The organism is Ruegeria sp. BHSA118, assembly GCF_059613405.1.
In genome coordinates this window covers 109,512-124,739 of sequence record NZ_JBXWSM010000001.1, presented here as the reverse complement: position 1 = coordinate 124,739, position 15,228 = coordinate 109,512, and the positions used below count along the sequence as shown (strand labels likewise).

18 protein-coding genes are annotated in these 15,228 nt (G+C 59.8%); 7 read left to right on the top strand and 11 right to left on the bottom strand.

The features are described 5' to 3' along the window. Positions 1-4: 4 nt before the first annotated feature. Genes mazG through AC2FNN_RS00655 form a run of 3 tightly spaced genes read left to right on the top strand, consistent with a single transcriptional unit; the run spans position 5 to position 2,313 of the window. Positions 5-871, top strand: a complete 867-nt coding sequence (gene mazG / locus AC2FNN_RS00665; protein ID WP_496755873.1) for a nucleoside triphosphate pyrophosphohydrolase — start codon at positions 5-7, stop codon at positions 869-871. 54 nt (positions 872-925) lie between these two features. After that, on the top strand, positions 926-1,867 hold the full coding sequence (locus AC2FNN_RS00660) for a nucleoside hydrolase (protein WP_496755872.1): 942 nt from the start codon (positions 926-928) through the stop codon (positions 1,865-1,867). Beyond that, a complete protein-coding gene (locus AC2FNN_RS00655) occupies positions 1,864-2,313 on the top strand; it encodes a GNAT family N-acetyltransferase (RefSeq protein ID WP_170344036.1) in 450 nt (149 codons plus the stop codon). Before AC2FNN_RS00660 ends, AC2FNN_RS00655 begins: the two co-directional genes overlap by 4 nt. On the opposite strand, the gene AC2FNN_RS00650 is transcribed toward AC2FNN_RS00655, so the two are convergent. From AC2FNN_RS00650 to AC2FNN_RS00625, 6 genes are all read right to left on the bottom strand, one after another. Continuing rightward, a complete protein-coding gene (locus AC2FNN_RS00650) occupies positions 2,310-2,474 on the bottom strand; it encodes a hypothetical protein (protein ID WP_171631940.1) in 165 nt (54 codons plus the stop codon). The two genes, AC2FNN_RS00655 and AC2FNN_RS00650, sit on opposite strands and share 4 nt — an antisense overlap. A gap of 140 nt (positions 2,475-2,614) precedes the next feature. Then, complete coding sequence (locus tag AC2FNN_RS00645; RefSeq protein ID WP_496755870.1) at positions 2,615-3,154, bottom strand: GNAT family N-acetyltransferase; 540 nt, start codon at positions 3,152-3,154, stop codon at positions 2,615-2,617. 48 nt (positions 3,155-3,202) lie between these two features. After that, positions 3,203-4,480, bottom strand: coding sequence for a phosphopyruvate hydratase (gene eno, locus AC2FNN_RS00640; RefSeq protein ID WP_496755869.1), 1,278 nt, complete (start codon positions 4,478-4,480; stop codon positions 3,203-3,205). A 136-nt stretch (positions 4,481-4,616) separates the two neighbouring features. Further along, positions 4,617-5,495 carry a DMT family transporter gene (locus AC2FNN_RS00635; protein WP_496755867.1) on the bottom strand — a complete coding sequence of 293 codons (879 nt, stop codon included), beginning with the start codon at positions 5,493-5,495 and terminating at the stop codon, positions 4,617-4,619. A gap of 133 nt (positions 5,496-5,628) precedes the next feature. Beyond that, positions 5,629-6,042: a Fur family transcriptional regulator gene (locus tag AC2FNN_RS00630; protein WP_152458216.1), complete on the bottom strand. Its 414-nt coding sequence runs from the start codon at positions 6,040-6,042 to the stop codon at positions 5,629-5,631. Between the two features lie 65 nt (positions 6,043-6,107). Further along, entirely contained in the window at positions 6,108-6,830 is a 723-nt protein-coding gene (locus tag AC2FNN_RS00625; RefSeq protein ID WP_496755866.1) for an endonuclease/exonuclease/phosphatase family protein, read from the bottom strand. A gap of 166 nt (positions 6,831-6,996) precedes the next feature. Here AC2FNN_RS00625 and AC2FNN_RS00620 point away from each other — a divergent pair, with 166 nt between their 5' ends. Continuing rightward, complete coding sequence (locus tag AC2FNN_RS00620; protein WP_496755864.1) at positions 6,997-7,956, top strand: DMT family transporter; 960 nt, start codon at positions 6,997-6,999, stop codon at positions 7,954-7,956. A 14-nt stretch (positions 7,957-7,970) separates the two neighbouring features. Here the strand turns inward: AC2FNN_RS00620 and AC2FNN_RS00615 are convergent, their stop codons facing one another. After that, on the bottom strand, positions 7,971-9,389 hold the full coding sequence (locus AC2FNN_RS00615; protein ID WP_496755918.1) for a protein adenylyltransferase SelO: 1,419 nt from the start codon (positions 9,387-9,389) through the stop codon (positions 7,971-7,973). Positions 9,390-9,474: 85 nt separating this feature from the next. On the opposite strand from AC2FNN_RS00615, the gene AC2FNN_RS00610 reads away from it, so the two are divergent. Further along, positions 9,475-9,894 (top strand): cupin domain-containing protein, encoded by a 420-nt coding sequence (locus tag AC2FNN_RS00610; RefSeq protein WP_496755863.1) that lies wholly within the window; start codon positions 9,475-9,477, stop codon positions 9,892-9,894. 97 nt (positions 9,895-9,991) lie between these two features. Next, entirely contained in the window at positions 9,992-10,759 is a 768-nt protein-coding gene (locus AC2FNN_RS00605) for an extensin-like domain-containing protein (RefSeq protein WP_496755916.1), read from the top strand. A gap of 17 nt (positions 10,760-10,776) precedes the next feature. Here AC2FNN_RS00605 and AC2FNN_RS00600 read toward each other — a convergent pair whose 3' ends face one another. The 3 genes from AC2FNN_RS00600 to AC2FNN_RS00590 all read right to left on the bottom strand — a co-directional run bounded on the left by AC2FNN_RS00600 (position 10,777) and on the right by AC2FNN_RS00590 (position 12,691). Continuing rightward, positions 10,777-11,238, bottom strand: coding sequence for a phage holin family protein (locus AC2FNN_RS00600; protein WP_496755861.1), 462 nt, complete (start codon positions 11,236-11,238; stop codon positions 10,777-10,779). 10 nt (positions 11,239-11,248) lie between these two features. Next, positions 11,249-11,539, bottom strand: a complete 291-nt coding sequence (locus AC2FNN_RS00595; protein ID WP_170344026.1) for a hypothetical protein — start codon at positions 11,537-11,539, stop codon at positions 11,249-11,251. Positions 11,540-11,617: 78 nt separating this feature from the next. Then, on the bottom strand, positions 11,618-12,691 hold the full coding sequence (locus tag AC2FNN_RS00590) for an anhydro-N-acetylmuramic acid kinase (protein ID WP_496755914.1): 1,074 nt from the start codon (positions 12,689-12,691) through the stop codon (positions 11,618-11,620). Between the two features lie 305 nt (positions 12,692-12,996). On the opposite strand from AC2FNN_RS00590, the gene tyrS reads away from it, so the two are divergent. Continuing rightward, a complete protein-coding gene (gene tyrS, locus AC2FNN_RS00585; RefSeq protein ID WP_496755860.1) occupies positions 12,997-14,286 on the top strand; it encodes a tyrosine--tRNA ligase in 1,290 nt (429 codons plus the stop codon). Positions 14,287-14,361: 75 nt separating this feature from the next. On the opposite strand, the gene AC2FNN_RS00580 is transcribed toward tyrS, so the two are convergent. Further along, positions 14,362-15,198: a hypothetical protein gene (locus AC2FNN_RS00580; RefSeq protein WP_496755858.1), complete on the bottom strand. Its 837-nt coding sequence runs from the start codon at positions 15,196-15,198 to the stop codon at positions 14,362-14,364. Positions 15,199-15,228 lie beyond the last annotated feature (30 nt).

Here is a 15,228-nt window from a genome sequence, read left to right as displayed (position 1 = left end):
CGCAATGGCCGATAATCCTCTGATCCATGACAGTGACGCAGGGATCGAACGCCTGCTGGAAATCATGCGCCGCCTGCGTGATCCGCAAACCGGCTGCCCTTGGGATATCGAACAGGATTTCGCCACCATCGCGCCCTATACGATCGAAGAGGCCTATGAGGTTGCCGACGCCATCGAGCGTGAAGCCTGGGACGAGCTGAAGGGAGAGCTGGGCGATCTGCTGTTCCAATCCGTCTTCCACGCGCAAATGGCTGAAGAGGCGGGATATTTCACCTTTCAGGACGTGGTCCGCACAATGTCCGACAAGATGGTGGCCCGGCATCCGCATGTCTTCGGTGACGAATCCCGCGACAAATCCGCCGAACAGCAGACCAAGGACTGGGAAGCCATCAAGGCCGCCGAACGTGCGGGCAAGGAACAGAAAGGTGCGCTGGACGGTGTGGCCGCCAACCTGCCAGCCCTGCTGCGGGCGCATAAGCTGCAAAAACGGGCCGCGCGCGTAGGGTTCGACTGGCCCGACGCCAGCCATGTGCTGGCCAAGATCACCGAAGAGGCCGCTGAGCTGGAAGAGGCGCGTGACAAGATGGACGCGGATGCGCTTGAGGATGAGTTCGGCGATCTGCTGTTCGTGATGGTCAATCTGGGCCGCCACCTGGGTATCGAACCTGAAGCCGCCCTGCGCCGCACCAATGCCAAGTTCACCCGTCGCTTTGAACAGGTCGAGACCCGGCTGGCCGAACGGGGAAAGACCCCCTCGCAAAGCGATCTGGCCGAGATGGATTCGCTGTGGAACGAGGTCAAAACCGAAGAGCATCGCGCCAACGGCAAACTCCCGCCGGTTGATATCATGGCCGCACCCAGAAACGGGTAGACAAGCCACCCGACACTTGCGAGTGTCCCACCTTCACGACCACCGGAGACGCCCATGCCCCCTCGCAAGATCATCATCGACACCGATCCCGGACAGGACGATGCCGTCGCCATCCTGCTGGCGCTGGCCAGCCCGGAGGACATCGAGGTTCTTGGCATCACGGCGGTCGCAGGCAACGTGCCCTTGGAATTGACCGCCAAGAACGCTCGGATCGTGTGCGAACTGGCGGGCCGAACCGACATACCTGTTTATGCGGGCTGCGACAGACCGTTGAACCGCGCGCTGGTCACGGCCGAGCATGTGCACGGCAAGACAGGTCTGGATGGCCCGGACCTGCCCGATCCGCAGATGCCGCTGACCGAGGGGCACGCGGTGGATTTCATCATCGACACCCTGCGCGCTGAAGAACCGGGCACGGTAACCCTTTGCCCGCTGGGGCCGCTTACAAATATCGCGACTGCATTCAGCAAGGCTCCGGACATTGTGGACCGGGTACAGGAAATCGTTCTGATGGGCGGAGCGTATTTCGAGGTCGGCAACATCACCCCAACGGCTGAATTCAACATTCACGTCGATCCAGAAGCTGCTGATATTGTTTTTAAATCCGGCAGACCCATCGTGGTCATGCCGCTGGATGTCACGCATAAGGCGCTGGTCACCAAACCCCGCAATGATGCGTTCCGTGCTGTGGGAAACAAAGTCGGAATCGCTGTCGCCGAGATGACCGATTTCTTTGAAAGGTTCGACAAGGAAAAATACGGCAGCGCGGGTGCGCCATTGCATGACCCTTGCGTGACCGCCTATCTGATCCGGCCCGAGCTGTTTTCAGGCCGCCACGTGAATGTCGAGATTGAAACCCAGTCCGAGCTGACCATGGGCATGACCGTCGCCGATTGGTGGGGCGTGACCGACCGCGCGCCCAATGCGCTGTTCATCGGGGAAATCGACGCCGACGGCTTCTTCAATCTCTTGACGGAAAGGCTGGCCAGATTATGAGCGCCGCCCTGCGCCTGGCGCGCCCCGAAGACCTGGATCGTCTGATGGCACTGGTCACCGCCTTCCATACCGAGGCCGGATTGACGCAAGACCCGGACCAGACCCGAAATGCTCTGACACCCCTGCTCGAGGGTATTCCCCATGGTTGTGTCTATCTGATCGGCCCCGGACGTGCGCCGTTGGGCTACATCATCCTGACCTTCGGCTGGTCCGTCGAATTTGGCGGCATGGACGGTTTCGTGGACGAGATCTATATCCGGCCCGCTGTTCGCGGTCGCGGCATTGCGACCGAAGTTCTGCTGGCTTTGCCCAAAGCATTGTCCGAAGCGGGGCTGACTGCCCTTCATCTGGAAGTCGACCGGAATAACGAGGCCGCACAGAAAATCTATCTGCGCACCGGGTTCAAACCACGCGACAGATATATGCTGATGAGCAAGTTGCTTTAACGAGACTCGCCGCGGAAGATATTGGCCGGGTTCATGTCCTGTACCGGGTCATTCGACGAAACCTCTTCTCCGGTTATCGGATACGTTCCCGGACCCGCGCAGGCGGACAATACTGTGATGGACGCAGTGACGATTATCAGAAGGAATTTGGATACAGACATCGTAGTCTCCTTTCTGCAATGAAGACAAACTACGGCATTCGGTGCGGACGTGATAAGTAACAAGTTCACACATAAGAATAAATAAGCCATATTTTAGTTATCAAACACCTGCACCGCAAACGAACATGCCCCTGAAAACTTTATCTTTTCCCAGGCACGCCATTGTCTTTCTCAAAAAGCGGCATCTCGAAAAAAAGCAGGTGATCGCGTGCGATTTCAGGAGTTTCGTAATAGGCGTCGCGCAGGTGAAAGCCCAAAGACAGGTATAACCGAGTCGCCGCTTCCAGGGGTTTGCCAGTGTCCATTCGAATATAGTCGAACCCAAGATCTCGGCACATTTCGATCAGCGAAAGCATGATGGCACAGCCTGCGCCGGTCCCCCTTGCAGCGTCGGTTACAAATACGCGTTTGATTTCAGCCACACCGGGCTCGTATGTGTGAAACATGCCGCAGCCGACCGGTTCCCCATGCAGCAATGCCAGTTTGATCCCACCGGTCGGCAGTGCGTGTTCCGCGTCAATGTTGTCCATTACACGGGCGTATTTTTCGCTTGGGTAGAAAGCCTGCACAATCTGGGCGGATCTTTCATCCAGTGCCAGCAGGAAATCCCTGTAATCCCAACACAAACGCCGAACCGCTTCAAACTGGTCCTGCGTTTCCGGTTCGATGATGTTCAGCACAATGCGACCCCCGGATAGAACCCAGGGGCCAGCCTAGCACCAAGCGCGTTATTTGCGAAGGATCGACGCGCCTGCGTATTCTGCAACCTCGCCCAGCGATTCCTCGATGCGGATCAACTGGTTGTATTTGGCCAACCGGTCCGACCGCGCCAGCGAGCCGGTTTTGATCTGACCGCAATTGGTCGCCACCGCCAGATCGGCGATGGTGGCATCCTCGGTCTCACCCGAACGGTGCGACATCACGTTTGTGTAACGCGCACGGTGCGCCATATCGACGGCGCGCAGGGTTTCGGTCAGCGATCCGATCTGGTTCACCTTGACCAGCATCGAGTTCGCGCAGCCGCGCTTGATGCCTTCAGCCAAGCGCGCAGGGTTGGTCACGAACAGGTCGTCGCCCACCAGCTGCACCTTGTCGCCGATGGCGTCAGTCAGGGCCTTCCAGCCGTCCCAGTCATCTTCGGACATGCCGTCTTCGATCGAGATGATTGGATAGTCATTGACCAGCGCCGCCAGATAGGCTGCGTTTTCCTCGGATGTCAGGGTGATCCCCTCGCCCGCCAGAACGTATTTACCGTCTTTGAAATACTCGGTCGCCGCGCAATCCAGGGCCAGATGGATTTCTTCGCCCGGCTTGTAGCCCGCCTTTTCGATGGATTTCAGGATGAAATCCAGCGCCTCGCGTGTGCTGGCAATGTTGGGGGCAAAACCGCCCTCGTCGCCCACACCGGTCGCCAGACCCGCGCCTGACAGTTCCTTTCTCAGCGTATGGAACACTTCGGACCCCATGCGCACCGCTTCGCGAATGTTCGCGGCGGCGGTCGGCATGATCATGAATTCCTGAATGTCGATCGGGTTGTCGGCATGTTCGCCACCATTGATGATGTTCATCATCGGAACCGGCAGAACCCGAGCCGAGGTGCCGCCCACATAGCGATAGAGCGGCTGGGTGGTGAAATCCGCCGCGGCCTTTGCCGTGGCCAGCGAGACGCCCAGAATCGCGTTTGCACCCAGACGGCCTTTGTTCTCGGTGCCGTCCAGCTCGATCATGGCCTGGTCAATGGCCACCTGCTCGGTCGCGTCAAAACCCACCAGTTCTTCGGCAATCTCGCCGTTCACGGCGGCGACGGCTTCCAGAACGCCCTTGCCCATATAGCGCGCCTTGTCGCCATCGCGCTTTTCTACCGCCTCATAGGCGCCGGTGGATGCACCCGACGGGACGGCGGCGCGGCCCATGGTGCCGTCTTCCAGAATCACGTCAACTTCGACTGTCGGATTGCCCCGGCTGTCCAGAATTTCGCGTGCGTGGATGTCGATGATGGTGCTCATGAAGCCTGTCCCTGTGACTGCGGTCGGTTGCACGCGTCATAGCAGCAACCGGCCAAAAGTAAACCGGTTCCGTTAACGCTAACACGCATATTCCCGGACATTTAGGGCTAACAGTCCGCTGTTTGCGCCAACAGGGTCAGGCGGGGGCCAATTCGCGCGCCAGACGCCGTTCGCGGACAAAAGTATAAAGGCCCGAGCCGATGATCAGGGTCGCCCCCGCCATTGTCAGCGCATCAGGGCGTTCACCGAACATCAGCATTCCTGCAAGGATCGAAAACACCAGACGCGTGTACCGGAACGGCATCAGGGCCGAGGCTTCGCCCACCCTCATCGCAGTGACAATGCCGTAATAGCCCAGAACGCCAAATCCGATCGCCCCCGCATAAGGGCCCGTTTGACCGGCTTGAACCGGCACGAAGGATGCCCCGGACATGACCATCAGAACCAGACCGGCCACAGCAACCGCAATATAGGCCTGCATCGCAACGACGGATGAGGGCACGCGCGGGTCCAGCTTGCGGGTGATCAGATCGCGCGCCGCAATTGCGACCACGGACAACACCACAAACAGGGATTCGGGCCGAAAACCTTCCATCCCCGGGCGGATGATCATCAGAACACCGACAAAGCCGACGCCGATCGCGCTCCAGCGACGCCAGCCGACCTGCTCTCCAAGGAACAGGGCCGCCCCCATGGTGACGACCAGCGGCATGGCCTGAAACACGGCCGCAACGGTGGACAGGTCGATCAGCGACAACGCCGTCACGAACGCCACTGCGCCAAAGCCTTCGGTCGCGGCGCGGATCAATGGCAGGGTTTTCCATGCCACGGGGTCAAGGATCCGCTTGCGGGTGACCACTGACATCGCGGCAAACACGAGCCCGCAAAACACGCCCAGAAACACCATGATCTGCCCTGTCGGCACAGAGCCGGACAGGAGCTTGATGAACATGTCCTCAAGTGCAAAGGCCGCCATCGACCCGATGAGCAGCAAGATGCCGTTTACGTTGTTCATGCGCGCGTCCGTTGGAAAGGGCACGTCAGGTGCCTGTACATGCACAACAACCGCAACCAACGGCATCTGGCAAGACAATTCCCGTCACGCCTGATGAATTAACGTGAGGCGATCAATCGCGTTTCGTGATGGGTCAGTCCTTTTCCAGCGGGACGCCGTACAGCTCCAACCGGTGCCCTTTCAGCTTGTACCCAAGCTTGGCGGCGATTCTTTCCTGTAAGGCTTCGATCTCGGGGTCGACGAATTCGATAACCTCTCCTGACTGCATGTCGATCAGGTGGTCGTGGTGATCGCGCTCGGCGTCCTCGTACCGGGCCCGTCCGTCGCCGAATTCAAGACGTTCCAGAATACCAGCCTCTTCGAACAGTTTGACCGTGCGATAGACCGTTGCAATGGAAATGCCTTTGTCCACAGCAGACGCCCGCGCATAGAGTTCCTCGACATCCGGGTGGTCGTCGCTCTGTTCCAGTACCTGCGCGATGACCCTTCTTTGACCGGTCATGCGCAGCCCCTTGGCTTCACAACGCCCAATGATCGTTTCCGACATGATGCCCCTCAGACTTGCTCGGATGTCTGTCTTAATATGTCTGCGCAGGTTTCGCTACAGGGATTTCACCTTTTGCGACCTTCTGATATCGCTCGCGTCAGATCGGCCCAGACCGGCAGGTGATCAGATGCGATATGCGCCGGCCGCGTGTCGTGAACACCGTGCGCCACGGCCTGTATTCCGCTGCCCAACGCGATCCGATCCAGCGCGCCCAGGGGCTGCGCGGCGGGAAAACTTGGCCTGGGGGGCAGAAACCGCATTTCGGGGGCCAGGTGATCCAGAACAGGCTGGCGTGACCATTCGTTGAAGTCACCGGCCCAAACTGTCGGCATCTGGTCCATGTCCCAGTCATTCCGCCGAATGTGCAAAATCTGCTGCCGCCGCGACGCTGGCAAAAGCCCCAGATGCATACCCATCACGCGCAATGGCCCGATATGGGTGTCGAACTCGACACGAACCGCCCCGCGCGGCTCCAGCCCCGGCAACTCGTGATGCCCTTTGCGGCGGACCGAGATACCTTCTCCGCGCCAGATCACCGCGTTGCCGTGCCAGCCCAGACTGCCCGCACCGCCCAGATCAACGATCTGCCACCCCGCCTCGTCCAACATGAAATGCGGCAGCGCGGCCGGGCGGGGTGGCAGGCGCTTGTCGGCCTCCTGCAACACCACGATATCCGCTTTCATGTTTTCGATGACCTGTAGAATACGTTGGGGCTGACGCCGGAAATCCAGCCCGACGCATTTCTGAATGTTGTAGCTTGCGATACGCAGCGTGGAGGAAGTTGGCATGAGGGTGTGACCAAGTGAATTGGCCCTAAAGTGCCATGCCTGACGTGAGGCGCAACCCCTCTGCTTAGTTTCCCGCTGCGACAATTCCGATACGGTACCCGCCGCCGGCAATCTGCCTGTTCTTTCGGCGATTGAAACCTGGCTGATTTCAAAGCAAAGGTTCCGCTTGATCCCCGGCCCTGCAACACTCTATCCCGATGCGGTGACGACAACGCATCGCAGCCAAAGCGGGGCCTGCATGAGCCTGAGCCAGACCCAACCCGACAACAGCACCCGGGCCAGTATCGTTTTGGTGACAGGCGGCGCGCTGTGGGGCCTTTATTGGCTTCCGGTGCGGTTTTTCTTGGATCAGGGCCTGACCGGCCCCTGGTCAGGGATCGCAATGTACTGCGCCGCCCTGATTGCGTTGATTCCCTTTGTCTGGCCCGACAGGCGCATGCTGGCCCGGCAATGGCGCGATCTGATGCTCAGCGGAATGTTCACAGGGGCTGCATTCAGCCTGTATTCGATCAGCCTTGTCTACACCGATGTCGTCCGCTCGATCCTGTTGTTCTATCTCACCCCGATCTGGGGCACGCTTCTGGGCGTCGTATTTCTGAAAGAACGACTGAGCCTGATGCGCCTTGCGGGCCTGATCTGCGGGCTTGGCGGGCTGTTTGTCGTGCTGGGAGGCGCCGGGTTCGTGCCATGGCCGCAGAACATGGGCGACTGGCTGGCGCTGGCGTCGGGCATTTGCTGGGCATTCGGCACACTGGGCCTTTACAAGGCTGGCAGCATGACCATCTCGGGTCAGGTCTTTGCCTTTGTGATTGGCGCGTTGTTGCTGTCGCTTGTCAGCCTGCTGATGCTTGGGGGCCAAACCCTGCCGAACATCACAGGCGAAGATTCGATCCGCATCGCGGGATATGCGTTGCTGTCGGCCTTTTATGTCCTGCCCATGATCTACATGACCATCTGGCCAGCAACAAAGCTGTCCCCCGCAAAGGTCGGCCTGCTGCTGATGAGCGAGGTTGTCGTTGGCATCGCTTCGGCCGCCGCCCTGTCAGGAGAACCATTTGGCCTGCGAGAGTTTCTGGGTGCCACCCTGATCGTCAGCGCCGCGGTGTTGGAAATCCTGCGGAAATAGACGCGGGCTGTGCGTCACGTCCCGCAGAATGTTGCATGGACCACCTCATTTTCGGCGGGAGGACGCTTCAGGTCTTCCGCATGCCCCTGATCCTCGTACGGCCGCGCCAGGACAGCGTTCAACCGGTTGAACGGCGCGTAATCACCCTGCACCGCCGCCTGGATCATCTGTTCGATCCGGTGATTGCGCGGAATGAATGCGGGGTTTGCGGCGGTCATCACCTCCAGTGGCGCCGCTTCGCATGCCAACCGTGCGCGCCAACCCTTTTCCCAGGTGTCAAACGCTGCCGGGTCAAGGAACTGATCCCGGGCCGTGCCACCGCCCAGCGCCCGGAAGGTATTGGTGAAATCCGCCTGCCCCCCGGCCATACGCTTCAGAAGGTCGGTGATCAGTTCCTGATCACCATCGTCTGCGGTTACCAGTCCGATCTTCGCCCGAAACCGGGACAACCAGTTCTGTTGCAGCAGATCAGGCATCGCGTGGACGATCTCGGTCGCCTCTTCCACGGCGGCCTCTTTGTCGTCCATCTGCTGGATCAACGCCGTTGCCAACTGCGCGAGGTTCCAAACCGCGATATCGGGCTGGTTCGAATAGGCATAACGACCCATCCGGTCGATCGAGCTGTAGACGGTGTTGGGGTGATACGTATCCATGAACGCACATGGGCCGTAGTCAATGGTCTCACCCGCGATCGAGCAGTTGTCGGTATTCATCACGCCATGGATGAACCCCACGCTCATCCACTGTGCAATCAATCCGGCCTGCGCATCGCGCACCGAACGCAACAGGCCCATCGGCCCGTCTGCCTTGGGATAATGCCGCGCAATGGCATAGTCCGTCAGGCGCTTCAGGCTGTCCATCTGCCCACGCGCTGCAAAAACCTGAAAAGTCCCCACCCGCAGATGACTGGATGCAACCCGGGTCAGAACCGCTCCGGGCATCGGACCTTCGCGAAAGACGGTCTCGCCGGTTTCCACGGCTGCCAAGGCACGTGTGGTCGGAATGCCCAGGGCATGCATTGCCTCGGAAACAACATATTCCCGCAGCACCGGCCCCAGCCAGGCCCGGCCATCGCCCCGGCGGGAAAACGGCGTAGGGCCCGAACCTTTCAGCTGGATGTCCCGGCGCACCCCGTCCGTTCCGACCGTCTCGCCCAGCAGCACAGCACGCCCGTCGCCCAGTTGCGGGTTGTACTGCCCGAACTGATGCCCGGAATAAAGCTGTGCGATGGGCTCGGCACCTTCGGGAATACTGTTTCCCGCAAAGGCTGCGGCCATGTCCCCGACGTCTCCGGGCGAAATCCGCAGCAACTTGGCCAGATCATCGTTGAACGCAATCATTCTTGGCGCGCGCACAGGAACCGGTGACTGCCGTGCAAAGAACGCATCCGGCAGACGGGCATAGGAGTTATCGAAGGGGATTTTCAGGGTCATGCCGTAAACATATCCCTCGGACGCATGAATACCATAGCGGATCACAACGGCCCGTGCATAATCGCACCCAAACACGAGGAACCACATGACCGCACAAGAGATTATCCACCGCCTGAACCTGCAACAACACCCCGAGGGCGGTTGGTATGCCGAGACTTGGCGCGCCGAAAACGAAGGTCGCCCCACTGGCACCTGCATCTACTTCCTGTTGCAGAAAGGCGAAAGCAGCCACTGGCACCGCGTCGATGCGACCGAGATCTGGCTGTACCATGCCGGCGCGCCGCTTGTCCTGTCGCTCAGCGCAACCGACCAAGGCCCCGCCACCGAACATGTGCTGACACCCGATCTTTCCGCTGGCGCACCACAATTGATCGTCCCACAAGGCCATTGGCAAGCCGCCCGCAGCACGGGCGATTACACGCTGGTCAGTTGCACGGTCTCGCCCGGTTTCCAGTTCGAAGGGTTCGAACTTGCTGCACCGGGCTTTGATATCCCAAAGGCGTAAACCGACGCACAACAATCTCGGAAAAGGTCAGTTTACAGACGGTTGCCCATTGATCATTCTGTACACGCAGCCACAGGCGACGGAGTAACGAGTGAGTATGAAGCAGGTCCTGCTGACTGTCTTGTTCTTGTGTCAAAGCGCAGCATTCGCCAGCGCAGAGCCCGCTTGCGCCGAGGCCCGTCTTTCCTCCGATCTGACTGCGCCAGAACTGACCTGGGAAGAAACGGCCCAGGATGCTGACCCGATCGTGACAGTCGAACCTGCGGTGCTGGTTTCCAGGCGTCCTGCCCTGCGGCCCTGCAAGTTTCGGCAATTCGAAGTGGGCCGTGAACAAATGCAGGCGCGGGGCGCCGTGTGCGGCGACTGGACCATTCTGGGTGAAACGCGCAAGCCCGTCGCGGGAAAGGCCCGCGGATGCAGGATCACGAACCCGGTTCGGGTTTACAAAATCTCTGATATCGCTCTCAGCCAATTTTCGTTGATGGATTGCCAGACAGCGGTCACGCTGAAAACGTGGATCGAAAACACGGCCAAGCCAGCCTTTGCCGATATGGGCGGCGGGCTGAAGGGGATGCGGATCGTTGGCCACTATGCCTGCAAGACCCAGAACAACCAGCCGCGTTCTCGCATCTCGGAACATGCGCGCGGAAAGGCGATCGACATATCGACCTTCGTTCTACAAGACGGAACACAGATCACGGTCCGGGACGGGTGGAACAACGCGCAAAGTGCTGTTTTGCGAGAGTTGCACGATGGTGCCTGCGGCATATTCGGAACCGTGCTTGGCCCCGACGCCGACCGCTATCACGTCGGACATTTCCATTTTGACACAGCCCGCCGCAAGGGCGCTTCGGTGTGTCGATGAACCATCGGGTTACGCCCCTATTTGTCGCTTCGGCTTTTGATCAACAAATTGATCAGCGGCACCAGCAGCGTCGCTGCCGATCCCAAAGGGTTCGATCCAATGCTCTTGACCGCCTGCACGACCTCTTTGGCTTCTGCAGTCATCTCCTCCAATTCGTCTTCAATATCCGCTATGGCCATATCGCGCACCTCGACGGCCGGGGCGACTTCGTCGTCGATATTTCGGCGTCTTGCAATCAGCACCATAAGCCCGGCGAAAACGAGGTTTCCAAAGGCCAACAACGCCGCCGCCCAAGCTGGTGACATCGAGCTTTGAAGCGCCAGGAACAAGGAGACATTCAAAAGCACCACCGCCGACAATGCCGCGATGCCCGCGATGCCCATCAGTATGGTCTGTTGCTGAACCACCCCAAGACGGCGGCATGCGATCAAACGTTCGGTCCGATAGATCGTAACCAGGTTCTTGCTCAGTCTGCTCATAACCCGCCTCCTAGCCCTGCGCGCGCCCGACGACGTACCCAAGCGAAAACGCAATCAGCAACGCCGTGATCGGATAGTCTTTCTGAAGCCGACCGAACTCCTCGACAACGTCATGTCCCAAGGACTGAACCTGGCTCAGGTCGATCCCGTGGTCTTCCAGCAGCTGCCGGATTTCATCCGACGATTTGGTGCCCTCAGGCGGATCTTCGGAACCCGCTTCCTTTTCGGCCTGCGCCTCCAACGTCGCATTCCGCTTTCGCAACTTCTCCAACTCGGCCTCAAGCTCTGCCTTGGTCGCCATACTGCCATGCCCCTGATCCATCGGTCCGGGCAATCGTCGCACAAAGAGTTGTTTTTTTGAACTGTTTTCCGGATCGCGTTATCCGACCGGGTCCATCGACACCGTACTGACGACCCCGCCACCGACAAGCGCCTTTACGCCGGTGGTTCCGGGGCAAGAGGTCGGCAATCCCCGCGCGACGCGCACCGCCAGATAGGCAAACGCCTGCGCCTCAAGCATGTCGCCGTCCAGCCCCACCGCCTCAACCGGTTCGACCGGGCAATCCAGCGACACGCGCAACATCTCCATCAGCACCGGGTTGCGTCTGCCGCCCCCGGTGACCAACACACAGGACGGAGGGTTCGGACAGTGCTCCATCCCCTGCACCACTGCTGCGGCACACATACCGGTCAGAGTCGCCACCGCGTCAGCGTCATTGAGTTCCTTGACCAAACCGATCATTTCCGAAAAATCGTTCCGGTCCAGGGATTTCGGCGGCATGCGGGAAAAATACGGCTCGGCCAGAAACAGCTCCAGCGCGCCCATTTCCACCGTTCCATCGCGCGCAAGCGCCCCGTCACGGTCCATCGGAAGCCCCAGCCGGGCCTGCATCAGATCATCGACCGGCGCATTGGCCGGGCCTGTATCAAAGGCCAGCAACGCACCGGGCGCTTCGGGGCCTTCGAACGCCGGGTCCACATAGGTCAGGTTGCCGACCCCGCCCAAGTTCAGGAAACACAGCGGCCGGTCCGCACCGAACCATTTGGCACAGGCGAAATGAAAGAAAGGCGCAAGCGGAGCCCCCTCGCCCCCCATCGCCACATCGTCGCTGCGGAAATCCCAGACCACCGGGCGCCCGAGGGCCTGCGCCAGCCCCAGCCCGTCGCCGACCTGCAAGGTCCCGCGCCCGCGCGGCTCATGCGCCAGCGTCTGTCCGTGAAAGCCGATCAGATCCACATCCTCGAACTCAGACAGTGCTTCGGCATGGGCGATTGTCACCATCTCTGCCGCCGCATCGGCCTGAGGTCCGTGCCACTGGCCCAGCGCCGCGCGCAACACATCGCGTTCCGCATCCGAATACGCGCGGTATCCGCTTTCCCCAAACCCGTAAATCGAATGCCCGTCGGTTTCCACCACCGCGGCGTCAACCCCGTCCATCGATGTGCCGGACATTGCGCCCAAAGCCCGGAGCTTTCCGTGTTTCGCGATGGTCTGGCCCAAGCCTGCCTCCTGAATTGGCTGTGTTTTTCGCCGCCTCCGGGTACGGGATTTCACCTTTGGGTTGCAGCCCGGTCAACGTGCCTTCTGTTGGGGCGCAAAGGCAAGCGTTCCGGACCGGCCCGGCAATTTTTTTCTCAGCGCGCGTGTCTGGATCGACACCCTCGACCACACCCCGCCCCCGAGGTGAAAAGGTGGCTTTTCCTCCCACGCGCTGCCGCCTATACAGTGCCCCGCAACATTAACCCAAAGGGCACGATATGACCTACCACCCCAAATCGGATTTCATCGCCACGATGATCGAGCGCGGCTTTCTCGCCGACTGCACCGATTATCAGGGCCTTGACGACGCGCTGATCAGTGGGGTGCAAACAGCGTATATCGGCTATGACGCCACGGCGCAGTCGCTGCATGTGGGTCATTTGATGAACATCATGGTACTGCGCTGGCTGCAAAAGACCGGCCACAAACCGATCACGCTGATGGGCGGTGGTACCACCAAGGTGGGTGATCCTTCGTTCCGATCGGATGAACGCCCCCTGCTGGGCCCTGAACAAATCGACGCCAATATTGCGGGCATGAAGCAGGTCTTCGCCAAGTACCTGTCCTATGACGACAGCGAGACCGGCGCGCTGATGCTGAACAATGCCGAATGGCTGGACAGCCTGAACTACCTCGATTTCCTGCGCGATATCGGGCGGCATTTCTCGGTCAACCGGATGCTGTCATTTGAGTCCGTGAAATCTCGGCTGGATCGCGAGCAATCGCTGAGCTTCCTCGAGTTCAACTACATGATCCTGCAGGCCTATGACTTCCTCGAGCTGAACCGCCGCTATGGCTGCGTTCTGCAGATGGGTGGTTCAGACCAGTGGGGCAATATCGTCAACGGGATCGACCTGACCCGCCGCGTGCTGGATCACGAGATCTATGGCCTGACCACCCCCCTGCTGACCACCAGCGATGGCCGCAAGATGGGCAAGTCGCAAGGCGGCGCGGTCTGGCTGAACGGCGACATGCTGAGCGCCTACGAGTTCTGGCAGTTCTGGCGCAACACCACAGACGCAGATGTTGGCCGGTTCTTGAAAATCTTCACGGAACTGCCGGTCGAAGAGTGCGACCGTCTTGCAGCGCTTGAGGGTTCAGAGATCAACGAGGCTAAGATCCGTCTTGCCAATGAGGTAACCACCCTGCTGCACGGGGCCGAAGCGGCGGCAAATGCCGAGGCCACTGCACGCGAGGTCTTTGAAAAGGGCGGAGTTGGGGACGATTTGCCATCGTTTATACTCGAAACGAGTTCATTGAAACTTATGCCCGGAGTCGCATTGGGCAAAGGTAACGAAGAAATGTACTGCTCTGCCGCCACCCTATTTGTTGAAGCCAAGCTCGCTAAGTCCGGAAAGGACGCTAAACGCTTGATCTCAGAAAAGGGCGCTCTGGTAAATGATGTTGCAGTAAACACAGACTTCCCGTTTGTCTCCGTGTCAGAGTTGAAGAAACCTACAAAACTGAGCGCAGGCAAAAAGCGCCACGCGCTGGTTCAACTGAGCTGACCTGGCAAGGCTGAAAGACACGAAATCGAAACGGCCACCCAAACGGGTGGCCGCTTTTCATTCGGTAAGCCGTGCTTATCTGCGTTCTTTTCCGCCGCCACGACCGGGCCGGTCGCCACTTTCGTCATTGTTGGCGTTATGACCGCGGCCCGGGCTGCTGCCTTCACCGCCATTGCCATGGCCGTTGTTGCCCTTGCCACCACCTTTACCCTTGCCGCCTTTACCTTCGCCTTTGCCTTCACCGCCGCCGCCGGGTTCACCGCCGCCGCCGGATTCACCATCGCCACCGGACTCACCACCGCCGGACTCACCACCACCGCCAGTTTCACCGCCGCCAGTTTCACCGCCGCCACCGGTTTCACCTCCACCGCCAGTTTCACTACCGCCACCGGTTTCACCACCGCCACCGGACTCGCCGCCGCCGGACTCGCCACCACCGGATTCTCCTCCACCGCCGGATTCGCTTCCGCCACCGCCGGACTGGCCGCCACCATTGTTTTCGCTTTCTTCAGACGCGCCGCTGGGGCCACTTTCACCGCCTCCGACAGCTCCACCAGCATCGGCGAATCCAGACCCACCGGGTTCAGAGCCGCGGCTTTCACCCCGATTTTCCGCCGAACCAGACAGGCTTGCCGTCGGCAAATCCGTCAGCAACGCCGCCAGCCCCGGGCATTGCGCCCCGGTTACAGTCAAAGTTGTTTCAAAGTCGGCCCGCTTTTGAAGCCTGTCCAGAAAACTCGGGGTTATCTGCACACAATCGCACAACCCGGCATAGTCCCCCGCGTTGGCAAGAGTCCGAGCCGTCTTCCAGTTGCAGGTTTCCGGTGCAGCAGCAGCATCGCCAACCATCACCAATCCAATAACAGGTACAGCGATAACTGCACCCAGTATGTGTTTCGTACTTTTTACCATAACAGATCCTCCTGGCGGAAAAACACACAA